Annotated in this window: 29 protein-coding genes; 13 read left to right on the top strand and 16 right to left on the bottom strand. The window is 72.0% G+C overall.

Annotated elements, in window-relative coordinates:
- The first annotated feature begins 119 nt into the window (after positions 1-119).
- Both AB0H71_RS15805 and AB0H71_RS15800 read left to right on the top strand, forming a co-directional pair.
- On the top strand, positions 120-1,547 hold the full coding sequence (locus tag AB0H71_RS15805; protein WP_357020578.1) for a WGR domain-containing protein: 1,428 nt from the start codon (positions 120-122) through the stop codon (positions 1,545-1,547).
- Between the two features lie 122 nt (positions 1,548-1,669).
- Positions 1,670-2,494 (top strand): SAM-dependent methyltransferase, encoded by an 825-nt coding sequence (locus AB0H71_RS15800; protein WP_357020576.1) that lies wholly within the window; start codon positions 1,670-1,672, stop codon positions 2,492-2,494.
- Positions 2,495-2,497: 3 nt separating this feature from the next.
- Here AB0H71_RS15800 and AB0H71_RS15795 read toward each other — a convergent pair whose 3' ends face one another.
- From AB0H71_RS15795 to AB0H71_RS15785, 3 genes are all read right to left on the bottom strand, one after another.
- Entirely contained in the window at positions 2,498-3,301 is an 804-nt protein-coding gene (locus AB0H71_RS15795; protein ID WP_357020573.1) for an SDR family oxidoreductase, read from the bottom strand.
- 76 nt (positions 3,302-3,377) lie between these two features.
- Positions 3,378-3,569 (bottom strand): ferredoxin, encoded by a 192-nt coding sequence (locus tag AB0H71_RS15790; RefSeq protein WP_357020570.1) that lies wholly within the window; start codon positions 3,567-3,569, stop codon positions 3,378-3,380.
- Positions 3,566-5,035: a cytochrome P450 gene (locus AB0H71_RS15785; RefSeq protein WP_357020567.1), complete on the bottom strand. Its 1,470-nt coding sequence runs from the start codon at positions 5,033-5,035 to the stop codon at positions 3,566-3,568. The genes AB0H71_RS15790 and AB0H71_RS15785 overlap by 4 nt, the downstream gene beginning before the upstream one ends.
- A 104-nt stretch (positions 5,036-5,139) precedes the next feature.
- Here AB0H71_RS15785 and AB0H71_RS15780 point away from each other — a divergent pair, with 104 nt between their 5' ends.
- Positions 5,140-5,811, top strand: a complete 672-nt coding sequence (locus tag AB0H71_RS15780; RefSeq protein WP_357020564.1) for a TetR/AcrR family transcriptional regulator — start codon at positions 5,140-5,142, stop codon at positions 5,809-5,811.
- A gap of 12 nt (positions 5,812-5,823) precedes the next feature.
- Here AB0H71_RS15780 and AB0H71_RS15775 read toward each other — a convergent pair whose 3' ends face one another.
- From AB0H71_RS15775 to AB0H71_RS15765, 3 genes are all read right to left on the bottom strand, one after another.
- The gene (locus tag AB0H71_RS15775; RefSeq protein WP_357020561.1) at positions 5,824-6,276 is read right to left on the bottom strand and encodes a MarR family transcriptional regulator; all 453 of its coding nucleotides are present in this window, start codon (positions 6,274-6,276) and stop codon (positions 5,824-5,826) included.
- Between the two features lie 24 nt (positions 6,277-6,300).
- Complete coding sequence (locus AB0H71_RS15770; protein WP_357020558.1) at positions 6,301-7,224, bottom strand: bile acid:sodium symporter family protein; 924 nt, start codon at positions 7,222-7,224, stop codon at positions 6,301-6,303.
- 92 nt (positions 7,225-7,316) lie between these two features.
- A complete protein-coding gene (locus tag AB0H71_RS15765) occupies positions 7,317-7,625 on the bottom strand; it encodes a hypothetical protein (protein ID WP_357020555.1) in 309 nt (102 codons plus the stop codon).
- Positions 7,626-7,907: 282 nt separating this feature from the next.
- Between AB0H71_RS15765 and AB0H71_RS15760 the strand changes: the two genes are divergently transcribed.
- Positions 7,908-8,162 (top strand): hypothetical protein, encoded by a 255-nt coding sequence (locus AB0H71_RS15760; protein ID WP_357020553.1) that lies wholly within the window; start codon positions 7,908-7,910, stop codon positions 8,160-8,162.
- 59 nt (positions 8,163-8,221) lie between these two features.
- On the opposite strand, the gene AB0H71_RS15755 is transcribed toward AB0H71_RS15760, so the two are convergent.
- Positions 8,222-8,632, bottom strand: coding sequence for a nitroreductase family deazaflavin-dependent oxidoreductase (locus tag AB0H71_RS15755; RefSeq protein WP_357020550.1), 411 nt, complete (start codon positions 8,630-8,632; stop codon positions 8,222-8,224).
- A gap of 134 nt (positions 8,633-8,766) precedes the next feature.
- Between AB0H71_RS15755 and AB0H71_RS15750 the strand changes: the two genes are divergently transcribed.
- Positions 8,767-8,982 carry a hypothetical protein gene (locus tag AB0H71_RS15750; RefSeq protein ID WP_357020547.1) on the top strand — a complete coding sequence of 72 codons (216 nt, stop codon included), beginning with the start codon at positions 8,767-8,769 and terminating at the stop codon, positions 8,980-8,982.
- 3 nt (positions 8,983-8,985) lie between these two features.
- On the opposite strand, the gene AB0H71_RS15745 is transcribed toward AB0H71_RS15750, so the two are convergent.
- Entirely contained in the window at positions 8,986-10,461 is a 1,476-nt protein-coding gene (locus AB0H71_RS15745) for an NAD(P)/FAD-dependent oxidoreductase (RefSeq protein WP_357020545.1), read from the bottom strand.
- A gap of 69 nt (positions 10,462-10,530) precedes the next feature.
- Here AB0H71_RS15745 and AB0H71_RS15740 point away from each other — a divergent pair, with 69 nt between their 5' ends.
- Complete coding sequence (locus tag AB0H71_RS15740; protein ID WP_357020543.1) at positions 10,531-11,538, top strand: AraC family transcriptional regulator ligand-binding domain-containing protein; 1,008 nt, start codon at positions 10,531-10,533, stop codon at positions 11,536-11,538.
- 54 nt (positions 11,539-11,592) lie between these two features.
- On the opposite strand, the gene AB0H71_RS15735 is transcribed toward AB0H71_RS15740, so the two are convergent.
- The 3 genes from AB0H71_RS15735 to AB0H71_RS15725 form a co-directional block, all read right to left on the bottom strand.
- On the bottom strand, positions 11,593-11,766 hold the full coding sequence (locus AB0H71_RS15735) for a CsbD family protein (protein WP_084505584.1): 174 nt from the start codon (positions 11,764-11,766) through the stop codon (positions 11,593-11,595).
- Positions 11,767-11,774: 8 nt separating this feature from the next.
- The gene (locus tag AB0H71_RS15730) at positions 11,775-11,930 is read right to left on the bottom strand and encodes a hypothetical protein (RefSeq protein ID WP_357020540.1); all 156 of its coding nucleotides are present in this window, start codon (positions 11,928-11,930) and stop codon (positions 11,775-11,777) included.
- 67 nt (positions 11,931-11,997) lie between these two features.
- Complete coding sequence (locus tag AB0H71_RS15725) at positions 11,998-12,435, bottom strand: hypothetical protein (RefSeq protein ID WP_357020537.1); 438 nt, start codon at positions 12,433-12,435, stop codon at positions 11,998-12,000.
- 139 nt (positions 12,436-12,574) lie between these two features.
- Here AB0H71_RS15725 and AB0H71_RS15720 point away from each other — a divergent pair, with 139 nt between their 5' ends.
- The 4 genes from AB0H71_RS15720 (at position 12,575) to AB0H71_RS15705 (ending at position 15,090) form a co-directional block, all read left to right on the top strand.
- Positions 12,575-13,039 carry a MarR family transcriptional regulator gene (locus tag AB0H71_RS15720; RefSeq protein WP_357020534.1) on the top strand — a complete coding sequence of 155 codons (465 nt, stop codon included), beginning with the start codon at positions 12,575-12,577 and terminating at the stop codon, positions 13,037-13,039.
- Positions 13,036-13,416, top strand: a complete 381-nt coding sequence (locus AB0H71_RS15715; RefSeq protein WP_357020531.1) for a DUF5313 family protein — start codon at positions 13,036-13,038, stop codon at positions 13,414-13,416. Before AB0H71_RS15720 ends, AB0H71_RS15715 begins: the two co-directional genes overlap by 4 nt.
- A gap of 70 nt (positions 13,417-13,486) precedes the next feature.
- The gene (locus tag AB0H71_RS15710; protein ID WP_357020528.1) at positions 13,487-14,158 is read left to right on the top strand and encodes a PhoU domain-containing protein; all 672 of its coding nucleotides are present in this window, start codon (positions 13,487-13,489) and stop codon (positions 14,156-14,158) included.
- A 152-nt stretch (positions 14,159-14,310) separates the two neighbouring features.
- The gene (locus AB0H71_RS15705; RefSeq protein ID WP_357021912.1) at positions 14,311-15,090 is read left to right on the top strand and encodes an HNH endonuclease family protein; all 780 of its coding nucleotides are present in this window, start codon (positions 14,311-14,313) and stop codon (positions 15,088-15,090) included.
- Between the two features lie 592 nt (positions 15,091-15,682).
- Here AB0H71_RS15705 and AB0H71_RS15700 read toward each other — a convergent pair.
- Positions 15,683-17,713 carry an MDR family MFS transporter gene (locus AB0H71_RS15700; protein WP_357020525.1) on the bottom strand — a complete coding sequence of 677 codons (2,031 nt, stop codon included), beginning with the start codon at positions 17,711-17,713 and terminating at the stop codon, positions 15,683-15,685.
- Between the two features lie 121 nt (positions 17,714-17,834).
- Here AB0H71_RS15700 and AB0H71_RS15695 point away from each other — a divergent pair, with 121 nt between their 5' ends.
- From AB0H71_RS15695 to AB0H71_RS15685, 3 genes are read left to right on the top strand one after another with little or no spacing between them, the layout of a single operon-like run.
- Positions 17,835-18,710 carry an oxidoreductase gene (locus tag AB0H71_RS15695; RefSeq protein ID WP_357020523.1) on the top strand — a complete coding sequence of 292 codons (876 nt, stop codon included), beginning with the start codon at positions 17,835-17,837 and terminating at the stop codon, positions 18,708-18,710.
- 50 nt (positions 18,711-18,760) lie between these two features.
- Entirely contained in the window at positions 18,761-19,168 is a 408-nt protein-coding gene (locus AB0H71_RS15690; RefSeq protein WP_357020520.1) for a transcriptional regulator, read from the top strand.
- The gene (locus AB0H71_RS15685; protein WP_357020518.1) at positions 19,165-19,527 is read left to right on the top strand and encodes a DUF3817 domain-containing protein; all 363 of its coding nucleotides are present in this window, start codon (positions 19,165-19,167) and stop codon (positions 19,525-19,527) included. Before AB0H71_RS15690 ends, AB0H71_RS15685 begins: the two co-directional genes overlap by 4 nt.
- A 63-nt stretch (positions 19,528-19,590) precedes the next feature.
- On the opposite strand, the gene rdgB is transcribed toward AB0H71_RS15685, so the two are convergent.
- The 4 genes from rdgB to AB0H71_RS15665 all read right to left on the bottom strand — a co-directional run bounded on the left by rdgB (position 19,591) and on the right by AB0H71_RS15665 (position 22,458).
- Positions 19,591-20,199 carry an RdgB/HAM1 family non-canonical purine NTP pyrophosphatase gene (gene rdgB / locus AB0H71_RS15680; RefSeq protein ID WP_357020515.1) on the bottom strand — a complete coding sequence of 203 codons (609 nt, stop codon included), beginning with the start codon at positions 20,197-20,199 and terminating at the stop codon, positions 19,591-19,593.
- A 2-nt stretch (positions 20,200-20,201) separates the two neighbouring features.
- Positions 20,202-20,975: a ribonuclease PH gene (rph, locus tag AB0H71_RS15675; RefSeq protein WP_357020512.1), complete on the bottom strand. Its 774-nt coding sequence runs from the start codon at positions 20,973-20,975 to the stop codon at positions 20,202-20,204.
- A gap of 44 nt (positions 20,976-21,019) precedes the next feature.
- Positions 21,020-21,784, bottom strand: a complete 765-nt coding sequence (locus AB0H71_RS15670; RefSeq protein ID WP_357020509.1) for a cyclic nucleotide-degrading phosphodiesterase — start codon at positions 21,782-21,784, stop codon at positions 21,020-21,022.
- Positions 21,785-21,855: 71 nt separating this feature from the next.
- A complete protein-coding gene (locus tag AB0H71_RS15665; RefSeq protein ID WP_357020506.1) occupies positions 21,856-22,458 on the bottom strand; it encodes a rhomboid family intramembrane serine protease in 603 nt (200 codons plus the stop codon).
- Between the last annotated feature and the right edge of the window lie 42 nt (positions 22,459-22,500).

The following is a 22,500-nucleotide window of genomic DNA, read 5'->3' as shown; positions in this document are numbered from 1 at the left end:
TGGCAAACCGAACGGTTCGCACTGTCCGATCGGCACCCCCCGGCGCCGGAACCCGCTTGTCGGTTCGCGTTGCTACCTTCTCGCCCGAGATCGACCGAACGACGAAGCGGGGCAAGACGATGACGACCGGCGCCAGCACCAGCACCTACCTGGAACTGTCCGAGGACGACGGTTCGGCGCACAAGTTCTACGAGGTCGGCGTGGCCGGTACCCAGGTGACCATCCGGTACGGCCGGATCGGCGACCAGGGCCAGGTCAAGGTCAGCAGCTTCCCGACCGCGGACCGGGCGCGCGCCGCGGCGGCCAAGAAGGTCGGCGAGAAGGTGCGCAAGGGGTACGCGCCGGCGGTCCAGGGGCAGCGCGCCCGGCGGCAGACCACCCGGCGCACCATCACCAGCACCCGCTCCACCGCCAAGGCGGCCCCGGTGCTGTGGAGCTTCGACTCCGGCGCCTCCGCCTTCGGCATCTTCGTCGACGACGAGCGCTGCTGGGTCGGCAACGAGCACGGCGACGTCTTCACGCTCGCCCCCGACGGCACCGTCACCGGCCGCTTCCGCCTCCCGGATGCCGTCAAATGCATTGTCGCGGACGATTTCTGGATCTACGCGGGGTGTGACGACGGCCGCGTCTACGACCTCTCCGGCAAGGTGCCGCGGGCCGCCTACGACATCGCCGCCGACGTCGACATCTACTGGCTCGACATCCACGACGGCATCCTCGGCGTCTCCGACCGGGAGGGCGGCGTCACCGTGATCGACCACGAGGAGGAATCGCTCTGGTCGCACCGCAGCCGCGGCGATTCCGCGTGGATGGTGCGGATCGACGACACCGGGGTGTACCACGGGCATTCGCGCGGCGTCACCAAGTACGGCCTGGAGCGCGGGCAGCAGCTCTGGCAGGTGCCCACCGGCCCGGTGCTCTTCGGCTGGCAGGAGTCCGGCGCGGTCTACGCGGGCACCGGTACCAGCGAGGTGCGGATGATCGGCAAGGACGGCACCGACGCGATCACCTACCGCTGCGACGCCGCGGTCTTCTCCTGCGCCACCTCGCCGGACGGCCGCTACGTCTTCGCCGGCGACAACCACTCCTCGGTGTACTGCTTCGACGCCGGCGGCCGGCGGCTCTGGAAGCTCGGCACCGGCTGCGGCTCGGCGTACTCCATGCAGTACCACGCGGACCGGCTCTACCTCGTCACCACCAGCGGCGCGCTGGCCTGCCTGGACGTCACCGAGAGCGCGATCCGCGGCGCCGAGGAGGGGGTGCTGCCGCGCACCGTCTCGATCAAGGCGCCGGAGATCTCCGCGGTGGCGCCGAGCTCCACCGTCGAGGTGATCGCGGAGGCGGGCGACGGCATCGTGGTGGAGTGCGTCGAGCAGGGCGGCGGGCTGCGGGTGCGGGTGGTCTCGCCGGGGTACCGGGACGGCTGGAATGTGCAGTTCCCCCGGGATATCCGGGAGGCGGGGGCGCGGTATGTGGTCGACGCCGTCGCGGAGTCCGGCCGGGGCGGCTTCTACCGGGTGCGCGGCGACATCCGCAGGCTGCGCTGACCCCGCGCGGAGCCGAATTACTGTACCGCGCGGTATCTTTCGAGCTACCTCGCGGACATCGCACCCCGCCGCGCCCTAGGATAGGGGCGATTACGGTTCCAACGAACGTGAGGTCCCCGCCTGTGTCCGACAATTCCCCCTCGGTCGAGATCGATCAGAGCAAGCCGAGCATCGCCCGCGTCTACGACTACGTGCTCGGCGGGAAGGACAACTACCCGGTCGATCAGGCGATCGGCGATCATTTCATCCACAACCTGCCCGGCTCGGTCGCCATCGCCAAGACCAATCGGGACGTGCTGGTCCGCGCCGTCCGCGAGCTCGCCGCCGATGGCATCCGGCAGTTCGTCGACCTCGGCAGCGGCCTCCCCACCTCGGACAATGTGCACCAGGTCGCGGCCAGGCACGCGGCGGGCGCGAAGGTGGTCTACGTGGACAACGACCCGATCGTGCTCGCGCACGGGCGGGCCATCCTCGCCACCGACGCGAACACCGTGGTGATCCAGGCCGACGCGGTCGACCCGGAGGGCATCCGGAACCACCCGGATCTGGTGCGGCTCATCGATTTCGACCAGCCGGTCGCGGTGATCTTCAGCGCCATCCTGCACCACCTGGAGGACCGGGAGAACCCGCTCGGCATCGTGCGCTTCTGGCGCGACCGGGTGGCGCCGGGCAGCGCGCTCTTCATCTCGCACTTCCGCTCCGGCGACAACGCGGAGACCAGGGAGGCCGAGGGCAAACTCCAGGAGACCTTCGGCCGCGGCCGCTGGCGCACCGACGAGGAGATCGCGGCCTTCTTCGAGGGCCTCGACATCGCCGAGCCCGGCATCGTGCCCGCCGTGCAGTGGCGCCCGGACGCCACCGGCGGCGCGGAGGCCATCGGCACCGCCGAGCGCGAGCTCACCGTCTGGGAGCGGCTGATCGTGGCTGGGCTTGGCTACAAGCGCTGACGTTCAGCGCTTCAGGCCGTGCGCCCGCGCGGTGATCCGGTGGATCGCCGCCGCGGGCAGCAGCCGGCGCAGCGCGAAGACCAGCGGGGCCCGGCTCCCGGTGGCGTAGAGCGGCTTCGGCCGCCTGGCCCGCGCCGCCTTCAGGATGAGCGCGGCGACCTGCTCGGCCGGGATGCCGTTCTGCTCGTTGTGGTCCAGCTGGGTGATCATGGTCCGGTAATCGGCAAGGTGCGCGGAGTCGGCGGCGATGTAGGCGGTGCGGCGCTCGCCGATCCCGGTGGCGATCGAGCCCGGCTCCACCGTGCTGATCGAAACCCCGAACGGCGAGACCTCCAGCCGCGCCGCGTGCGCGAAGCCCTTGAGCGCCGCCTTGGTGGCCACGTACGAGGAGCGGTAGGCCAGCGGGAAACTCGCCAGCATCGAGCCGACCATGAGCACCCGCCCGGAGCCGCGCTCGCGCATACCGGGCAGCACCAGCTGGGTGAGCCGCACCGGGCCGAGCACATTGATCTTGAAGAGCCGGTCGAGCGCATCCGCGGGCAGCTCCTCCAGCGGCCCGGACTGGCTCTCGCCGGCATTGTTGACCAGCACGTCCACCGTGCCGAGGCCGGCGCCGAACGCCTCGATCGACTCCGAGTCGGCCAAGTCCAGCGCGCGGTACTCGACCCCGTCGACCCGGTTCGCCGCCGGGATCCGCTCCGGATCTCGGCTGGTGCCGATCACCGTGTAGCCGTGCGCGAGGAACAGGGCCGCGGTGGCGCGGCCGATTCCGGACGACGCTCCGGTGATGACGGCGGTCTGGGACATCCGAACTCCTCTGGTGCGCATGCCCGCGCCATCGGGCGCGGGCCACCCCGACCCTAGCGGAGCCGCCCGCCGCGGTTCACTCCACGCGCAGCGCCGCCATGGGGCAGCTGTCCGCCGCCAGCCTGGCATTCTCCAGGTCGGCGGCGGCGAGCTCGCCGGGCGTCACGAGCACCACGTCGTCGTCGCCCACCCGGAAGAGCTCCGGCGCCACCGCCTCGCACATGCCGTGCCCCTCGCACCGCTCGGTATCGGCGAACACCTTGGTCATGGCAGCCGCTCCAGCCGGATCGGCAACCCGTCCGCCGGGGTCGGGCCGGTGGTCGGCACCATGGGCGGCACGTACCCGGCAGGCACCGACCAGCGGTAGCTCAGCAGCATGCGGTGCAGCACCGCCTTGACCGTCATGCCGCCGAAGTAGAGCCCGATGCACTTGTGCGCGCCGCCGCCGAAGGGCGGCCAGGCGAAGCGGTGCGACTTGTCCTCGCGGCGGCCGTCGACGAAGCGCTCCGGGTCGAAGGTGTCCGGGTCGTGCCAGAACTCGGCATTGCGCATGAGCCCGAACGGCCCGGTCATCACCAGCGTCCCCTTCGGCACGAAGTGGCCGCAGAGCTCGGTGTCCTCGGTGGTCTCCCGGGCCTGCTGGCCGACCGGCGCCCACATGCGCAGCGCCTCGCGGAAGGCGAGGTCGAGCGATGGCAGCTTCTCGAGGTCGGCGTAGTCCAGCGAATCCTTGCCCAGCGCCAGCGATTCCGCGCGCACCCGCTCCTGCCACTCCGGGTGCCTGCCCAGCTCGTAGATGAGCATGGAGGAGGCGATGGTGCTTGTATCGTGCGCCGCCATCATCACGAAGATCATGTGCTCCACCACCTCCTCGTCGGTGAAGGCGTGGCCGTCGGTGCTGCGTGCCCTGGTGAGCACGCTGAACAGGTCGGCGCCGTCGCCCGCGCGCTTGGCCGGCAGCTCGCTGCGGAAGTACTCGGAGAGCGTGCGCCTGCCGCGCAGCCCGCGCGCCCAGACCCCGCCGGGCACATTCGCCCTGATGATCGCCATGCCGCCGTGCACCGCGTCCTCGAAGGCGTGCTCCAGCCGGTTCGCGATCGGGCCGAGCTCGGCACCGGCGAAAACCGCGGTGGCCTGCTGCAGCAGCATCTTCTTGATCGCCGGGTAGACGGGGAACCGCGGCCCCGGCTCCCAGGCCGCCACCGCGCGCTCCAGCAGCGGCGTGGTGAGCGCCAGGTACCCCTCCAGCCGGGGCCGGGTGAAGGCCTGCTGCATGATCCGGCGGTGGTGCAGGTGGTCCTCGAAGTCGCGGAGCATGAGCCCGCCGCGGAAGAACGGGCCGATCAGGTACTCCCAGCCGCGCTCGGCCGACATCACCTTGTTCCGGTCGAGCAGCACCGCCTCGAAGGCGGCCGGGCTGCCGACGAAGACCACCTTGCGGCCGAGCACCCCGACCCACTGCACGTCGCCGAAGCGGTCGTACCGCTGCTGGCCGAAGCCGAGCGGGTCGACGATGGAGTGGAAGGTGTAGCCGATCACCGGCGGCCCGAAATCACCGAGCACCGGTTTCAGCCCGCTGCCCGGCGGCGGCTCGGCCAGCGGCCGCACCCGGCTCGGCAGCCGGTCGGCGAGCCGCACCGCGGCCCGCTGGAACGTGAAGGCGGCCCTGGCGCGCGCGTGGCGGTACCTCTCGGTGAGACCGTCGACGCTCGGCGGGGCTAGCAGAAGACTCATGGCCGGTCATCCCTTCGCTTCATTGCGAACAGGAACGACGATAGAGGAAACATGCGTTTCCGTAAACGATTGTTTCCCAATTGGTGCTGTGCCAAGCTGGCGTGATGACCCGCGCATCAACCGGCACCTACCGCGGCGCCTCCTCGGAGGAGCGCCGCGAGGATCGGCGCAATCGGCTGCTGGACGCGGCGCTCGGCATCATCGGCACGAAGGGGCTCGCCGCGCTCACCGTGCGCGGGGTCTGCGAGCAGGCCAAGGTGGGGCCGCGCTTCTTCTACGAGGCCTTTCCCGACCTGGATGCGCTCGCCGCCGAGCTGCTGCTCCGCATCCAGCAGGCCGGGCTGGACCGGGCCCGCCACGCCATCGCCGAGACCTCCGCCGACCCGGAGGCCAGGATCAGAGCCGGGGTCGCCGCGCTGATCACCGAGCTCACCGACGACCCGCGCCGCGCCAAGATCGTGTTCGCGCAGGCGTACGGCAGCGAGGCGCTCATGCGCAGCCGCTTCGACGGCATGCGCCGGGTGGCCGAGGTGATCATCGAGCAGACCCGGGTGGTGCTCGACCTGCCCGAGGGGCAGGACGCCGCGGTCGCCGTCACCTCGCAGCTGATCACCGGCGGCGCCGCCGAGCTGGTGCTGATCTGGCTGGACGGACAGCTCGAGGTGGACCGGGACGGGCTGATCGACCTGCTCGCCGATTTCGCCGTCGACATGCTCGCGCGCATCCCCGCCCTGGCCGAGCGGCTGCGGACCACCAAGAAGTCCGCGGCCTCCTAGCGGGCCGCGGCCCTACTCCAGCTCCAGCTCGGTCTCGGCGACGATCCGGGTCAGCTCCTTGAGCTGATCCCGGAAGCCGATGAGGTCGCGCGGGTCCATCCCGCTCGCGCAGGCGATCCGCTCCGGCACCGCGGCCGCCCGCTCGCGCAGCGCGGCGCCCGCCTCGGTCGGCGCGACCAGCACCGAGCGCTCGTCGGCGGCCGAGCGCACCCGCGCCACCATTCCGCTCGCCTCCAGCCGCTTGAGCAGCGGCGAGAGCGTGCCGGAGTCCAGGTCGAGCGCCCGGCCGAGTTCCTTGACGGTGACCGTGCCGCGCTCCCAGAGCACCAGCATCACCAGGTACTGCGGGTAGGTCAGCCCCAGCGGCTCCAGCAGCGGCCGGTACAGCCGGGTGACCGCACGGGACGCCGAATACAGCGCGAAGCACAACTGCTGATCCAGGGCCAGCGCATCCGCTCGCGACATCCCGCACCACCTCCTGCTTCGAAGTTAGCGAGCCGATCGGTTGCGAGCAATCAATTGTGCGCGGAATCGCGGCGCCACCGCCCGCTCCGGCCGCGCGGTACGCGCCGTGATCAGCCACCCCGCGAGCAGCGCGAGCGGCACCGAGACGATGCTGTAGACCCCCGCGGGCACCGCCATCCGGATATCGCCGAGCACACTCACGGCGATCGTCATGGCCAGCGCGCTGTTGTGGATCCCGACCTCCATGGCGCAGGCCAGCGCCTGCGGCCGCGGCACCCCGGCCAGCCGCGGCACCAGGTACCCGGTGCCGAGCGCGATCGCGCAGAGCGCCGGGATCAGCACCCCGACCTCGGCCAGGTACCCGCCGATATTGCGGCGCTCGACGATCAGCGCCGCCACCGTGGCCACGGCGAGGAAGCCGAGCGCGAGCACCCGCACCGGCCGGTCCAGCCGCGCGCCCCACCCCGGCCGGGCCGCCCTGGTGAGCATCCCGGCCAGCACCGGGAGCAGCACCAGCGCGAAGACCTGGAGCAGCTTGCCGGATTGCAGCCCGAGCCGCTCCTGCCCCGCGGGCGCGAAGTACGTCAGCGCGAGGTTGGCGACGACCGGCAGGGTCAGCATCGCGAGCAGTGAGTTGATCGCCGTGAGCGTCACGTTCAGCGCGACGTCGCCGCGGAAGAGGTGGCTGAGCAGGTTGGCCGTCGCCCCGCCCGGCGCCGCCATCAGCAGCAGCACCCCGACCGCCGCGGCGGGCGCCGGGCCGGTCGCCAGCACCAGCCCGAAGGCGATGGCGGGGAGCAGCACCAGCTGGCAGCCGAGCGCGACCCCGACCGCGCGCGGATACCGCAGCACCCGGGTGAAGTCGGCGCCCGTCAGCGCGAGCCCGAGCCCGAACATGATCAGCGCGAGCACGACCGGAAGCAGCACCGTCACCGGCCACGACCCCATGCCGACCTCCCGCCCTCCCGGCGGTCTTCGCCGATGGCGGTCACTCTAGAACCGCGGGTGGACCGGGGGCATGCCACCAATCCTGGGGCGGATCAGCGCGCGGTGCCGATGGTGGCGTCGGCGAGGAACTCCGCCGGGCTCACCCCGAACCGGGTCTCGATCAGGGTGAGCGCCGAGGCCAGCGCCCCCGCCGAATCCCGGCCGACCACGATGGAGTGCGCGGGCGCCGCCCTGGCCCGGTCGACCGCGAGCCGGCACCAGTACCCCGAGCCGCGCACCGGCGGGATCGGCGCCGGTCGGCCCACCGTCACCGACACCGGTTCCCCGGCCACCAGCAGGCTTCCGGTCACGAGCACGTCGTGGCGCGGGTCCGCGGGGGCGGGCCGGTCGCTGTCGGTCATCGGTGTCGGTTCCTTCCCTCGGCGTTTCCCGGACGGTCGCCGAGCGGCTGCCGGGTATTCCGGTCCCGGCGGGCCCGGCGATCTCCGACCTAGTTACCCAGTGCGATCGGATTCCAATCGACCGCACGCGCGGGTGTGCGGCGGGATTGCTGAACAGGCGGAACCGGGCGTGCGGCGCGCTGCGGCGCGCCGGTCCGTTCCTGCCCCTAATCGGCGCCGAAACGTCCCGTTCGCCCGAGGTGTGCTGCTAGATTTCGCTGGCTCGAATCACGAAGGGACACAATGCGTAACGCACTCCTGCTCGGCGTCGCCGGCGCCGCCGTCTCCGCCTTCCTCGCCGCCGCGGCCCCGGCCTCGGCCGCGCCGCAATCCGGCTGCCACGCCTCCTACCGCCCCTGCGTCCCGATCACCTCGGACGTGGACTGCGCGGGTGGCAGCGGCAACGGCCCGGCCTACACCGGCCGGGTCGAGGTCATCGGCCCCGACGAGTACGACCTGGACCGCGACGGCAATGGAATCGGCTGCGAGAACAGCTGATCCGAAAACGCGAAGGCCCGCCCGGATATACCGGGCGGGCCTTCGCCGTCGTCGAGCGGTCAGGCGCGCTCGAGCACGACCACCGGGATCACGCGCTCCGTCTTGGTCTCGTACTCGGCGAAGCCGGGCATGCGCTCGACCAGCTTGCCGTAGAGCCGGTCGCGCTCCGGGCCGCCGGTGACCGGGGTCGCGATCGCGGTGAAGGTCTCGGTGCCCAGCTCCACCGTGACCTCGGGGTTGGCCTTGACGTTGTGGTACCAGTCCGGGTTGGTGTCGGCGCCCGCCTTGGAGGCGGCGATCACCAGGCGCTCGCCGTCCCTGGCCAGCGCCAGCGGGCTCACCCGCGGGGCCCCGCTCTTCGCCCCGGTGGTGGTGAGCAGCAGCAGCTCGCCGCCGGCGAAGGGCCCGCCGACCCTGCCCTGATTGGCCCGGAACTCGGCGATGATCTTCGCATTGAAATCCTCGGCCACAGCCGCTCCCTCCATTCGCCCCGTGCGCGGGTCCGCGCGAACCCGAGGCTACCGGCCCACGATCTCACCCGCTCCGGGTGACGCGGCGGCACGGCGAGCACGGCAGGCTCGGCGCACGGGACAGGGAAGGAGGGATGGTGACCGCGCTGCGCTACCAGTTCATCATCGACGGCGAACTCTCCGAGCGCGCGCTCGCCGCCTTCCCCGAGCTCAGCGCCTCGAATCGGGCGCCGGGCGCGGTGACGGCGCTGTACGGGCCGGTCACCGACGCCGCCGCGCTGCGCGGCCTGCTGGCCAGGATCGACGCGCTCGGCCTCACCCTGCTGGAGCTGCGGCAGATGCCGGATTGAGGCTCAGACCCGCACCGGCACCCGCGGCCGCACCGGCCGCAGCGTCTTGCCCAGGTCGGTGCGGAGCGTGGTGGCCGAGTCGAGCAGGTAGTTCTGCCGCACCTTCCACGGGTGCCGGTCGCCCTGCCGCGGGAAGTCGCCGATCGAGCGCTGGACATACCCGGACGCCAGGTCCAGCAGCGGCTGCTCGCCGAGCTCGCCCGCGGGCTCCGGCACCACCGCCGCGTACCCCTTCCGGTCCATGAAGGTGAGCACCTTGCAGATGAGCCGGGAGGTGAGGTCGGCGCGCAGCGTCCAGGAGGCATTGGTGTAGCCGATGCAGACGGCGAAGTTCGGCACCCCGGTGAGCATGGTGCCCTGCCAGACGTACTGCTCGGGCAGCGCCACCTCGACCCCGTCCACCGAGGGCGCGATGCCGCCGAAGGCGAGCAGCTCCAGCCCGGTCGCGGTGATCACGATGTCGGCGGGCAGCACCCGGCCGGACGCCAGCCGGATGCCCTCCGGCACGAAGCGGTCGATGCGGTCGGTGACGACCTCCGCCTTCCCCTTCTTCATGGCCTTGAAGAAGTCGGCGTTCGGCACCGCGCAGAGCCGCTGGTCCCAGGGGTCGTACTCCGGGGTGAAGTGCTCGGCCACCAGCTTCTCGTCGCCGAGGATCCGGGTGGTGAGCCCGGTGAGCAGCTTGCGCGCGGCCTCCGGGCGGCGTCGGCAGTACTGGTAGAAACCCACGCTGAACAGGATGTTCTTGGTGCGGATCAGGCGGTGCGCGAGGTCGGCGGGCAGCGTCGCGCGGAGCTTGTCGGCGATCTTGTCGCGGCCGGGCACCGCGCTGATCCAGGTGGGGGTGCGCTGCAGCATGGTGACCGACTCGGCGTCGTGCGCCATGGCGGGCACCAGCGTCACCGCGGTGGCGCCGCTGCCGATCACCACCACCCGCTTGCCGGTGTAGTCCAGCTCCTCGGGCCAGAACTGCGGGTGCACCACCTGCCCGGTGAAGTCCTCGCGCCCGGCGAACTCCGGCGCGTGGCCGCGGTCGTAGTTGTAGTAGCCCGCGCAGCTGTAGAGGAAGCCGCAGGTCACCGTCTCCTCGACGGTATGGCCGTCGGCGCCGGTGCGCTCCAGCGTCAGGGTCCAGCGCAGCCGCTCCGACGACCAGTCCGCGCCGACCACCTTGGTGCCGAAGCGGATGTGCCGGTCGATGCCGTACTCGTGCGCGGTCTCGGTGATGTAGCGCAGGATGGCGGGGCCGTCGGCGATGGACTTGGCGTCCCGCCACGGCTTGAAGGGGTAGCCGAGGGTGAACATGTCCGAATCCGAGCGGATCCCCGGGTAGCGGAAGAGGTCCCAGGTGCCGCCGAGCGCCCCGCGGGCCTCCAGCACGGCGTAGCTCTTGCCGGGGCACTCGGTCTGCAACCGGTACGCGGCGCCGATTCCGGAGAGCCCTGCGCCGACGATCACGACGTCGAGGTGTTCGGTCATGGTTCCAGTCTGCCCGCGATAGGCCGCGCCTTCTTGCCTTCACGCGACAAAACTTTGATCCTGGACGACATGTCCGTCATCCGCTCCGCCGGTCTGCGCGGTTTCCGCGCCACCGTGGCCGAGCTGGGCGGCGATGCCGAGGCGCTGGCCGCCGCGGCGGGGCTGCCCGCCGCCGCGCTGGACACCGACGACATGCTGGTGCCGGACACCGCCGTCGCCGCGGTGCTGGAGCTGGCCGCGCACCGGCTCGGCTGCCCCGACCTCGGGCTGCGCATCTCCTACCGGCAGGACCTGGACATGCTCGGCCCGCTGGCGCTCGCCATCCGCAACTCGCCGACGCTGGCCGGGGTCATGGAGTGCACCGCGCGCTACCTCTTCGTGCACGCCCCCGCGCTCAGCCTCGGCCTGGAGCCGGACCCGTACGGCGACGAGCACGTGGTCGCGCTGCGCTACCAGGTGCGCACCGACGACCTGCCCACCCCGGTACAGGGCACCGACCTCGGCCTCGGCTTCGTGCACCGGGCGCTGCAGCGGCTGGTGGCCCCGCGCTACGGGCTGCGCTCGGTGGAGCTGCCGTACCGCCCGCCCGCCGCGCTCGCCGCCTACGAGCGGTTCTTCGGCGCCCCGGTGCGGGCCGGGCGGCCCGCCGCGCTGCTCCGGGTGCCGCGCGGGCTGGAATCGCGCTCGCTCGCCGGCGGCGACGAGACGCTGCACCGGCTGGCCATGGCCTTCCTGGCCGCGCAGACCGCGGGCGACGGCGCCGCGGCGGCACCGCGGGTGCGCACCACCGTCCGGCAGCTGCTCGGCACCGCCCCGCCGGAGATCGGCGTCGTCGCCGAGCTGCTCACCGTGCACCCGCGCACCCTGCAGCGCAGGCTGGCCGCGGAGGGAACGAGCTTCGCGGCGATCCTGGACGAGGTGCGGCGCGAGCAGGCGCACCGCTACCTGACCACGACCGCCATGCCGATGAGCCAGATCGCCTCGCTGCTCGGCCTCGCCGAGCAGGCCACGCTCACCCGCTGCTGCCGCCGCTGGTGGGGCAGCACCCCGACGGCCGTCCGGCGCGGCAGGCCCTGAGCACACCAAAGCGGGGCGGGTGCGGAATCCGCACCCGCCCCGCTCCGGGGTGGATCAGCGCCGGAAGGCGTCCCGCACGGCCGAGGCCGCGCGCTTCAGGTTGCCGGTCGCCTGCTCCCTGCGCCCCGACGCCTCCAGCCGGCGATTGCCGACCGCGCGTCCGAGCACCTTCTTCGCGTTCCCCCGGGCGGCTTCCACCCGGTGGGCGACTCGATCCTCGAAGGCCATGGCGCCGGTTAGAAATAGTGGCGGCGGCCACCGACCGGGCGGCCCAGCGAGCCGGCGAGCAGCAGGACGGCGCCGACGAGCAGCACCACGATGCCCGCGGTGGTGAGCAGCGGGATGCCGAGCAGCCAGCCGACGAGGAGGAGAATCAGGCCGAGAACAATCATTTTCCTGTCCTTACTTCGTTCTGCGGATGAGGGGTTGGATGGACGCGAGTCGCAGCGCTCGCGGCCGTTACTTGCTCGCGGTGGCCGCGCCGGATCGGTTGAGGAAGCGGTTCCAGCTCCACGAGGGTTTCTGCTCCGGTGCGGACTTCTGAACCGGTGCGGTGGTGGCGGCCGGGGCCGTCACCGGGACCGAAGGCTGGGTGGCGGCGAGATCCTTGCGGGCCGCGGCCACCTCCTTCCGGGATTGCCGTAGCTCGCGGCGAGCCAGCATCGCGCGCCTGCTGGCGAACCAGGAGCCACCGACCACCAGCACGAAGCCGAACATCCCCAGGGCGCCGAGCACGATGCCGTCGAAGAACAGCAGCCCGCTCGACCCGGAGAAGTGGTAGTCGAAGACCGTGAAATCGCTGGCGAGGTAGTGGTTCTCGCCCGTATTGGCCACGGTTCCGGCCACGCCGACGATCACGGCGGCGACCAGGACGAGCAGCCCGATGAGAATGATCATGACACTTCCTGCTGGTGTCGAGTTTTCCTACAGCCCAGCTATTCCCGGCTTTTCGAGTACCAAACTGCGCTAATTTCGAATTTGCGACTTCGCCCACAAACAGTTAGTGCACTAAGTATTCGTGCGCTAAACTGGCAGCATGACGGCGGTCGAGGATCCGCTCCGGCTGGAGCGACAGGTGTGTTTCGCGCTCGCGGTGGCCAACCGCTCGGTGCTCGCGGTGTATCGGCCGCTGCTGGAGCCGCTCGGCCTCACGCATCCGCAGTACCTGGTGATGCTGGCGCTGTGGGGCGATGCGCCGATGTCGGTGAAGAGCATCGCCGAGGCGCTGCAACTGGACTCCGCCACGCTCTCGCCGCTGCTCAAGCGGCTGGCGGCCGCGGGGCTGATCAGCAGGGGCCGGGATCCGAGGGACGAGCGCGCGCTGCTGGTCGAGCTGACCGACGAGGGCCGCGCCCTGCGCGCCCGCGCCGAGGAGATCCCGCCCGCGGTGGTGCGCAGGCTCGGCGTGAGCCCGCGCGACCTCGAGGAGCTGCACGCCGTCCTGACCCGAGTCAACGCCGCCGCGCTCGGCGCTGCGGCACCCCGTGAGGAGCACCCGTGACCCGCGAACCCCGCCGCCCCGGCCCGATCCGCTGGATCGGTTACGCCTTCGGCCGCCGGCTGCCCGACTCCATGCGCGAGTGGGTGCGCCGCGATCTCACCGGCAAGCACGCCGCCGCCAGGCACGTACTGCGCGGCCTGGTCCCGTTCACCCCGCTATACGCGGCCTTCCTGCTCTTCCCCGGCGAGCTCTGGCTGCGCGGCGCCATGGTGTTGCTCGCGCTGCTGCTCGCCCTCTTCTATACGGTCGCCTTCATGCCCATGAACCGGGCCCATCGGCTGGCGAAGCACGGCTTCCCGCAGGATCTGCGGAATCCGGCGCAGGCGCGCCGCGAGGACGCCGACCGCGCCAGGTACGCCGCGCGCTACGGCCACTGACGCGCGGAGCGGGAGCGGCGCGCCAGCGACGATCGCCCCGCACCGCCCCGAGTGCGCGAGAATGCAGCCCGTGCGAACCCAGTTCACCCGCGAGCTCGTCGCGTTGACCCAGGATCTGACGCAGATGTGCCGGCTCGCCCACGACGCCGCCGAGCGCGTGACCCACGCGCTCGCCGCCGCCGACCTCGCCGCCACCTACGAGGTCTTCGCGCTGGACGAACAGCTGCAGAAGATGTACGCCGCCTGCGAGGCACGCACCGTCGTGCTGCTCGCACTACAGGCACCGGTCGCCCGCGACCTCAGGCACGTGGTGACCGCCATCCAGATCGCCGGTGAACTCTCCCGGATCGGCAGCCTCACCAGTGGAGTCGCCGACCAGGTGTACAGCGCGCACCCGGAGCACGTCGCGGCCGGCCCGGTCGCCGCGACCATCGGCGCCATGGGCAGGCTCGCCACCGAACGCACCGCCATCGCGGTCGAGGGCGTCGCCAACGGCCGCCCGGCCGGCGACCACGCCGCCGCCGTCACCGCCATGCGCGACCTGCACGGGCGGCTGCGCACCGAGCTCGCCGACGCCGCCGCCGACCGGCCCATCGGCGCCGCCATCGATCTCGCGCTCCTCGGCCACCACCTGGAGCGCTGCGTCGACCACACCGGCCGGATCGACCGGCTCATCCGGTTCCTGGAGACCGGAGTGCCGCCCACCGCCCAGGGCGAGCCGGGCGACACGCCGGGCGAATAGGGCGGTTGCCCCGAATTCACCCCGGCGCCACCCGATTCCACACCGTAAACCACGGTGTGCGGTAGCTCATATGCGACAATCGCATTCGTCCACCGCGTCGCCGAGTACGGTGGCGCGGTTCGTGGTTCGACTCCGGTTCGGTGGGTATCGTGGTGAATTTGTCTGCTGCTCGGCGCGGTGCGCGCCGGGCGTTTGCCGTTGTCGTCCCGCTCCTGGTGGCGGGGGTGCTGACCGGCTGCACCGCGACCGAGCAACCCGGCGCGCCCGGCAAGCAGGGCAGCGGTCCGGTCTCCTCGGCCGGAATCCCGGCCGCCGACGCCAATGCGCTGCTCGGGCAGCTGAAGGTCGCGCCGGAGGCCGAGATGGCCGGTTACGACCGGGACAAGTTCCCGCACTGGGACACCGCCCCGCTCGAGCACGGCTTCGGCCCGGAGTTCTCGCAGTACGCCAAGTGCACCACCCGCGACGTCATGATGCTGCGCGACGCCAGCGGCCCGGTCACCCTCGACCCCAAGTCCTGCAAGCTCAGCATCGGCAAGGACGGCGGCTGGCACGACCACTACGGCGTGGTCGACCGCAAGACCGGGAAGCTGAAGCCGTACGCCTTCATCACCGATCCGGCCAAGGTGGATGCCGAGCACATCGTGCCGCTGGCCGAGGCGTGGCGCTCGGGGGCGGGCGCCAAGGATCTGGAGACCAGGCGCGCAATCGCCAACGACGCAACGAATCTCGTGGCCTCGGACCCGACGGCGAACCGCTCCAAGGGTGATCAGGATGTCTCCAGTTACCTGCCGCCCGGCGAGTTCCGCTGCACATACGTGGTTCACTACCTGCAGATCAAGGTAAAGTACGGCCTCACCGTCGACAGTGCGGAGCAGGCCGCGCTGCGCACCGCGATCGACGATTGCGTCAGCCGAGGAGGGTTCGCATAACCGAGACCGTCGCACTGGAGAGCAAGGCCGCCGTCCTCACGGAAGAGGAGGGGACGGTCTCGGGCGAGCTCGATCTCTCGCTGGACGAGAGCGGGCACGGATTGGTCCGCTACCGCGGGACCGAGAAGTGGTACCGGATCGGGAACCTCGATGGCGAGCCGCCCTGCACCTGGGTCGATCTCGCCGCGCTGGTCAGCGCGGTGCGGGCGGGGCTCGGCGAGCGGGATTTCGCCGGGAACGTCATTCCCTTCGAAGCGTCCGCTGCCGGTCCGGGCGACCCGGTCGGCGGGAAGTCCGCCCCGGACGGGGGTTCGGCGGGTTCCGCAGCGGCGGTGTCCGCGCCGGACGCGGCTACGGCGCCCCCCGCCGACAGCACGACTGCCGCGCCCCCCGCCGACGGCGGAACCGGAACGGCGCCTGCGCCGGAAGCGAACGCCGCGGCTCCCACGGAAGCGCCCCCGGCGACTCCCGCCGACGGCGGAACAGACGCGGGCCCGGCGACGGGTAAGGGCCCTTCACCTTTCGCCGGTGCGTCCGGCAAGGGCTCGGTGACCTCCGGCGAACCTGCGAAACCCCCTGCGGACGAGCAGAACTAGACCCCGACCGCTTCCCGCTCCCGCACCCCCTCGTCCAGCAGCTTCGTGGCGATATTGTCCATCGCCCGCGCCAGCAGCGCACGATCCGCCGGATCATCGGCCGACCAGTCGTCGAGCCGCGCGTCCAGCCACTGCCGCCACGCCTCGCGGATCCGATCCACCTCCCCCTGCCCGCGCTCGGTCAGCAGCAGCCGGGTACCGCCCTGCGCCAGGTACCCGGCGTCGATCAGCTCGGCGAAGACCGGCTCGAGCACCTCCTCCGGCACGTGGTGCGCGTCCGCGATCGCGCCGACCGTCGCCTCCCCGCGATACCGCCGCAGCACGTACACCTGCCCGAGCGCCCACGCCTGCCCGCGCCCGAGCCCGCTCCCGGCGGAGGCGAGCAGCTCGGGAACGACCGGCCCGGCGGCCCGCGCCCGGCGCAGCGCCACCCCGACATCGCGCTCCAGCAGCGCCACCCGATCGTCCGGGCCCGGCACCGAGAACCCGTCCCCCACATCGCCTGCCGCCGCCTTGGCGCTGTCCCGCAGCGGCACCTCCGGCAGGAACCAGGCGATCACGAACCCGGCCAGCGCCACCGGCACCACCCAGCGGAAGACGTGGTCGACGGCGGCGGCGTAGGCGTCGATGATCGGCGCCGCCTGCTCGGCGGGCAACCGCCGCAGCAGCTCCGGATTCGCCGCCGCATCGGCGGGCACCCCGGGGCTCGCGGCCAGCGCCTCGGCCAGCCGCGCGCTCAGCTCGTTGCTGTAGAGCGTGCCGAAGACCGCGGTGCCGAAGGCGCTGCCCAGCGTCCGGAAGAAGGTGACCCCCGAGGTCGCGGTCCCGAGCTGCGCGTACGGCACGGTGTTCTGCACCACGATGGTGAGCACCTGCATGGCCAGCCCGATCCCGAGCCCGAGCACCAGCATGGAGAACGACTCCCGCAGCGTGCTGGTCCCGCGCCCCATGGTCGACATCAGCAGCAGCCCCACCGCCATCAGCGCGGTCCCGGCGACCGGGAAGTACCGGTACCGCCCGGTGCGCCCCACCACCTGCCCGGAGACGATGGAGGTCAGGAAGAGCCCGGCCACCAGCGGCAGCGTGCGCACCCCGGAGGCGGTCGCGCTCACCCCGTCCACGTACTGCAGGTACGCGGGCAGGTAGGTCATGGCGCCGAGCATGGCGAAGCCGACGATGAAGCTGAGCAGCGAGCAGACGGTGAAGACCCGGCTGCGGAACAGCGCCATCGGCAGCATCGGCTCCGGCGCCCGCAGCTCCACCGCCACGAACCCGGCCAGCAGCGCCACCGCGAGCAGGAAGAGCCCGATGATCTGCCACGACCCCCACGGATACTCCTGCCCGCCCCACTCCAGCCCGAGGATGAGCGCCGAGACCCCCACCGCGACCAGCGCGATCCCGGCGTAGTCGATGATCGGCTTGGCCACCGCGCGCACCCGCGGAATGCTGCGCGCCGCCACCGCGATCATCAGGATCGCCAGCGGCACATTGACGTAGAAGCACCAGCGCCAGCTCGCGTGGTCGGTGAAGAGCCCGCCGAGCGTCGGCCCCACCACCGTGGTCACGCCGAAGACCGCGCCGAGCGCGCCCTGGTACTTGCCGCGCTCGCGCAGCGGGATGGTGTCCGCGATCAGCGCCATCGAGGTGACCATGAGCCCGCCGGCGCCGATGCCCTGCACCGCCCGCGCGCCGACCAGCAGCGCCATGCCGTTGGAGAGCCCGGCCACCATGGAGCCCGCGATGAAGATCAGCGCGCTCAGCTGGAAGACCAGCTTGCGGCCGAAGAGGTCGCCGAGCTTGCCCGCCAGCACCGTGGCGACCGCCTCGGCCAGCAGGTACGCGGTGACCACCCAGGCCATGTGCCCGGCCCCGCCGAGGTCGGCCACGATGGTCGGCAGCGCCGTCGAGACGATGGTCTGGTCCAGCGCGGCCATGAGCATGCCGAGCACCACCGTGCCGAAGACGACCCTGGTGCGCGCCCGGCTCAGCGGCTGCACCGGATCGGCGGTAGCAACAGCACCGTTCATCGAGTCAGTATGGGACTTCCCCTCGCTCGAGCCCGCGCAGCGACACGGCAGCGAACAGCGCGCCGAGCGGCGCGGGCGGGGTCCGGGCACACCGTCTCAGAAAGTGTGCCAAGGTGGCCCCATGGCGTGGAAACCCTCACAGATCCCGGATCAGACCGGTCGCACCGTCGTGATCACCGGAGCCAATGGCGGCATCGGCACCGAGGCCACCAAGGCACTCGCCGCGAAGGGCGCGGCGGTGATCATGGCCTGCCGCAGCGCCGACAAGGCGAAGGCGATCGCCGGGAAGATCGGCGGCGACGTCCGGGTGGAGCAGCTGGACCTGGCCGACCTCGCCTCGATCCGCGGCTTCGCCGAGCGCACCGGCGACATCGACGTGCTGATCAACAATGCCGGGCTCATGAACATCCCGTTCTCCCGCACCACGGACGGCTTCGAGACCCAGTTCGGCGTCAACCACCTCGGCCACTTCGCGCTCACCGCGCTGCTGCTGCCGAAGATCAGGGACCGGGTGGTCACCGTCTCCAGCGTCGCGCACAAGCAGGCGGGCAAGCTGCGGGTCGACGACCTGAACTACGAGCACCGCCGCTACCAGCGCGGCGCGGCGTACTCCCAGGCCAAGCTGTCGAACCTGATGTTCGCCAGGGAGCTGCAGCGCAGGCTGGCGAGCAACGGCTCCGGGGTGCGCTCGTACGGCGTGCACCCCGGTGTCTCGGCCACCGAGCTCTTCACCCGCACCGAGACCCCGCTGGACCTGGTGAGCAAGCCCTTCATCCGGCTGGTCGGGCACTCGCCGCGGCACGCGGCGGAGTCGACGCTCTTCGCCGCCACCGAGCCGGACGCCGACCCGAACACCTACTGGGGCCCGACCTGGCTGTTCCAGTCCCGCGGCCCGGTCGGCCCGTGCCCGTCGACCCGGCTCTCCCGCGATGCCGAGCTGCAGCGCCGGCTCTGGGAGGAGTCCGAGCGGCTGACCGGGATCAGCGCCGCGCTCTGACCCGGGAGCTGCCCTACGTCGGCTGTAGTAGAAGCGGGTACCGTGGGAGCGTGCCCGCTTCACCGCCGCCGGACCGCCCGGCCCACAACCGCCCGGCGCTGATCGCCCTGGTGGTCGTGGCCGCGCTGGCCTGCCTGGCGCTCGGCTGGTGGCAGTGGGAGCGGTTCGAGTCGGCGAGCGGCACCGGCCAGAACCTCGGCTACGCGCTGCAGTGGCCGCTCTTCGCCGGGTTCGCGGTCTTCGCCTACTTCCGGTTCGTGCGGCTGGAGCGCGGCGACGAGGAGGGCGGCGACACCGGGCCCGCGCCCGCGCGGCCGAGCGCCGCCCGCGAGATCCCGGCGGGCATCCTGCCGGAGCGGCCCGCCGCCGCCAGGGACGACGATCCCGAGCTCGCCGCCTACAACAGCTACCTCGCCGAGCTGAACCGCCCGGCCACCCCCGACAGGAGCGCCGGTTGACCACCAGCGAGAACCCCGCCGAGACCCGCCCGGCGAAGCGGCCGGCCGATACGCGGAAGATCGCGGGCGCGCTGCTGCGCTACCGCGTGCTGGCCTGGGCCACCGGGCTCTGGTTGCTGCTGCTCACCGTCGAGATGATCGCCAAGTACGGGTTCGGGGCCGACACCCCGAGCTGGATCGCCGTGGTGCACGGCTGGGTCTACTTCGTGTACCTGCTCTTCACCGCCGACCTGGCGGTCAAGGTGCGGTGGCCGCTCGGCCGGACCATCGGCACGCTGCTCGCGGGCACGGTGCCGCTGCTCTCGTTCTTCATCGAGCACCGCAATGCGGTCCAGGTGAAGAGGGATTTCGGGGTCTGACCCCGGCCCCACCGCCGCGGCCGCGGCCGCGCGCAGCGGTTGCCACAGCCGCGGTGTCCGGCGCTACTCGGCCAGCGCGGCCAGCGCGGGGAGCAACTGCTTCAGGGCGCGGCCGCGGTGTGAGACGGCGTCCTTCTCGGCGGGGGTGAGCTGGGCGGCCGAGCGCCCGTCGCCCTCCGGCACGAAGAGCGGGTCGTAGCCGAACCCGTGCTCGCCCAGCGGTTCCCTGGCGATCCGCCCCGGCCACTCCCCGCGCACCACGGTCTCGGCGCCGTCCGGCGTGACCAGCGCGCAGGTGGAGACGAAGCGCCCGCCCCTGCGCTCGTCCGGCACATCCCCGAGCTGCGCGAGCAGCAGCGCGTTGTTGGCCGCGTCCGCCCCGTGCCCGCCGGACCAGCGCGCGGAGAGCACCCCCGGCATCCCGTTCAGCGCGTCCACCTCGATCCCGGAATCGTCGGCGACGCAGGGCAGCCCGGTCGCCGCGGCGCCGTCGCGCGCCTTGGCCAGCGCGTTCTCCTCGAAGGTGGCACCGGTCTCCGGCGCCTCCGGGTACTCGGGCACGTCGGCGAGCCCGACGATCTCGATGCCGGCGACCCCGGCCTCGTCCAGGATGCGCCGCAGCTCGATCAGCTTCTTGGCATTGCGGCTGGCGAGCAGCACCCTGCGGGCCACGGCTACCTCCGCTTCCCGGTCTCGGCGCGGGTGGGCAGGGTGCCGGGGTAGGGCTCGGCCAGCGCCGCCTTCTGCACGGCGAAGAGCTGCTCGCAGCCGGCCAGCGCGGAATCCAGCAGCTTGTCCAGGGTGGAGCGGGGGAAGGTGGCGCCCTCGCCGGTGCCCTGGATCTCGACCAGGGTGCCGGTGTCGGTGGCGACCACGTTCATATCCACCTCGGCGCGCGAATCCTCCTCGTACGGCAGGTCCAGCCGGACCCGGCCGTCGACCACGCCGACGCTCACCGCGGCGATGCCGCAGGAGATGGGCTGCGGGTCGGCGAGCGCGCCGGCCGCGCCGAGGTAGGTCACCGCGTCCACCAGCGCGACGTAGGCGCCGGTGATCGCGGCGGTGCGGGTGCCGCCGTCGGCCTGCAGCACGTCGCAGTCGACGGCGATGGTGTTCTCCCCGATGGCGGCGAGGTCGATGCAGGCGCGCAGCGAGCGCCCGACCAGCCTGCTGATCTCCTGGGTGCGGCCGCCGACGCGGCCCTTCACCGACTCCCGGCCGCTGCGGGTGTGGGTGGCCGCGGGCAGCATGGCGTACTCCGCGGTGAGCCAGCCGAGGCCGCTGTCCCGGCGCCAGCCGGGGACCCCCTCGGTGACGCTCGCGGTGCACAGCACCCGGGTCTGGCCGAACTCGACCAGCACCGATCCCGCTGGATGCGTGGTGAATCCGCGGGTGATCCTGACCTCGCGGAGCTCGTCGTCCGCCCTGCCGTCCACTCGTCTCGACACGGGGGTCAGCCTAACCGCACCCGGCGCGGCGCCGGGCGGCGGTGCTACAGAGCGAAGGTCTCCCCCGGCGCCACGGCGTGCACCGGCCCGCTGAACTGCGCCTTCGCCTCCGCGATCACGTCCTCCCGCGAGGTCCACGGCGGGATGTGGGTGAGCAGCAGCTCCTTGACCCCGGCGCGGGCCGCGATCAGCCCGGCCTCGTGCCCCGAAAGGTGGATGCCGGGCGGCCGATTCGCCGGGTCGTGCGTCCAGGACGCCTCGGACATCAGCACGTCGGCGCCTTCGGCCAATTCGAAGACCGCGTCGCAGACGGCGGTGTCGCCGGTGTAGACGAAGACCCTGCCCTCGGCGGTGGTGATGCGCAGCCCGTAGGACTCCGGCGGGTGGTACATCCGGCGCGCCGAAATCGTATGGCCGGGGCCGAACTCGACGACCTCGCCCTCCTGCCAGGCGCGCAGGTCGATGACGTCGGACCAGTCGTCGGTCTCGCCGCCGACCTCGGCCGAGGCATTGCCGATCCGCAGCGCCGAATCCGAGGGCCCGCGCACGATGGCGCGGCCGACCGGCGGTGCCGGGTGGTAGCGGCGCCAGACCAGCAGGCCGGGCAGGTCGAGGCAGTGGTCCGCGTGCAGGTGCGTCAGGAAGATGTCGACCGCACCGGGATCGGCGTACTTCTGCAGCGCGCCGAGCACGCCGGGACCGAAATCGATGACCGTCGGCGTCATGTCCGGACCGGTCAGCAGATACCCCGACGCTGGGGAGTCCGGGCCGGACACACTGCCCGAGCACCCGAGGACGGTAAGGCGCATGCCCCCATGCTGCCACGACGTTTCACCGGTCACGAAGGGATCCCCCAAATTCTCACGGGTGTGCGACGTGGTCACCGGGGGTGTGCGATCGGACGCGGTTCCGTTGCGCGTCGGCGACGACGTTCGTCTCCGGAGAGTACCCAGCCCGCGACCAGGCCACCCACGGCCCCGAACAGATGGCCCTGCCAGGAGATCATCGGCTGCCCCGGCAGCACGCCCCAGAGCAGCGAACCGTAGATCGCGAAGACCACCAGCCCCACCACGATCTGGGTGAGGTTGCGGGCGAACCAGCCGCGCGAGATGAGGAAGGTGAGCCAGCCGAAGACGAGCGAGGAGGCGCCGATGTGCACCGTGCCCGCGCCGCCGATGAGCCAGGTTCCGACGCCCGCGATCAACCAGATGAGGGCGGTAGCGGCCAATCCGCGGCCGATCCCGGAGAGCAGCGTGAGGAAGCCGAGGATCAGCACGGGCAGCGTATTGCCCATCAGGTGATCCCAGTTGCCGTGCAGCACCGGCGCCCAGAGCACGCCCCAGAGCCCGTCCGGATCGCGCGGCCGGATGCCCTCGCTGTCCAGATCGACGCCCTGCAGGCTGTCCACGCCCTCGATGCCGTAGAGCAGCGCGACGAAGCTCAGCATGAGCGCGGCCGCCTGGGCCCAGAGTTTGCCGATCATCGCGACCGCGCGGGAACGGACCGGTGTGCTGTTCGGTGGATA

Source organism: Nocardia sp. NPDC050697 (genome assembly GCF_040654395.1).
GTDB lineage: Bacteria > Actinomycetota > Actinomycetes > Mycobacteriales > Mycobacteriaceae > Nocardia.
This window is presented reverse-complemented; position numbering and strand designations above follow the sequence as displayed.

What these genes read in the sequence shown, in the direction of transcription:
- AB0H71_RS15805 (WP_357020578.1), top strand. Translation starts at nt 120, where the DNA reads ATGACGACCGGCGCCAGCACCAGCACCTACCTGGAACTGTCCGAGGAC.
- AB0H71_RS15795 (WP_357020573.1), bottom strand. Translation starts at nt 3,301, where the DNA reads ATGTCCCAGACCGCCGTCATCACCGGAGCGTCGTCCGGAATCGGCCGC.
- AB0H71_RS15790 (WP_357020570.1), bottom strand. Translation starts at nt 3,569, where the DNA reads ATGACCAAGGTGTTCGCCGATACCGAGCGGTGCGAGGGGCACGGCATG.
- AB0H71_RS15785 (WP_357020567.1), bottom strand. Translation starts at nt 5,035, where the DNA reads ATGAGTCTTCTGCTAGCCCCGCCGAGCGTCGACGGTCTCACCGAGAGG.
- AB0H71_RS15780 (WP_357020564.1), top strand. Translation starts at nt 5,140, where the DNA reads ATGACCCGCGCATCAACCGGCACCTACCGCGGCGCCTCCTCGGAGGAG.
- AB0H71_RS15775 (WP_357020561.1), bottom strand. Translation starts at nt 6,276, where the DNA reads ATGTCGCGAGCGGATGCGCTGGCCCTGGATCAGCAGTTGTGCTTCGCG.
- AB0H71_RS15770 (WP_357020558.1), bottom strand. Translation starts at nt 7,224, where the DNA reads ATGGGGTCGTGGCCGGTGACGGTGCTGCTTCCGGTCGTGCTCGCGCTG.
- AB0H71_RS15765 (WP_357020555.1), bottom strand. Translation starts at nt 7,625, where the DNA reads ATGACCGACAGCGACCGGCCCGCCCCCGCGGACCCGCGCCACGACGTG.
- AB0H71_RS15760 (WP_357020553.1), top strand. Translation starts at nt 7,908, where the DNA reads ATGCGTAACGCACTCCTGCTCGGCGTCGCCGGCGCCGCCGTCTCCGCC.
- AB0H71_RS15750 (WP_357020547.1), top strand. Translation starts at nt 8,767, where the DNA reads ATGGTGACCGCGCTGCGCTACCAGTTCATCATCGACGGCGAACTCTCC.
- AB0H71_RS15745 (WP_357020545.1), bottom strand. Translation starts at nt 10,461, where the DNA reads ATGACCGAACACCTCGACGTCGTGATCGTCGGCGCAGGGCTCTCCGGA.
- AB0H71_RS15740 (WP_357020543.1), top strand. Translation starts at nt 10,531, where the DNA reads ATGTCCGTCATCCGCTCCGCCGGTCTGCGCGGTTTCCGCGCCACCGTG.
- AB0H71_RS15735 (WP_084505584.1), bottom strand. Translation starts at nt 11,766, where the DNA reads ATGGCCTTCGAGGATCGAGTCGCCCACCGGGTGGAAGCCGCCCGGGGG.
- AB0H71_RS15730 (WP_357020540.1), bottom strand. Translation starts at nt 11,930, where the DNA reads ATGATTGTTCTCGGCCTGATTCTCCTCCTCGTCGGCTGGCTGCTCGGC.
- AB0H71_RS15725 (WP_357020537.1), bottom strand. Translation starts at nt 12,435, where the DNA reads ATGATCATTCTCATCGGGCTGCTCGTCCTGGTCGCCGCCGTGATCGTC.
- AB0H71_RS15720 (WP_357020534.1), top strand. Translation starts at nt 12,575, where the DNA reads ATGACGGCGGTCGAGGATCCGCTCCGGCTGGAGCGACAGGTGTGTTTC.
- AB0H71_RS15700 (WP_357020525.1), bottom strand. Translation starts at nt 17,713, where the DNA reads ATGAACGGTGCTGTTGCTACCGCCGATCCGGTGCAGCCGCTGAGCCGG.
- AB0H71_RS15695 (WP_357020523.1), top strand. Translation starts at nt 17,835, where the DNA reads ATGGCGTGGAAACCCTCACAGATCCCGGATCAGACCGGTCGCACCGTC.
- AB0H71_RS15670 (WP_357020509.1), bottom strand. Translation starts at nt 21,784, where the DNA reads ATGCGCCTTACCGTCCTCGGGTGCTCGGGCAGTGTGTCCGGCCCGGAC.
- AB0H71_RS15665 (WP_357020506.1), bottom strand. Translation starts at nt 22,458, where the DNA reads ATGATCGGCAAACTCTGGGCCCAGGCGGCCGCGCTCATGCTGAGCTTC.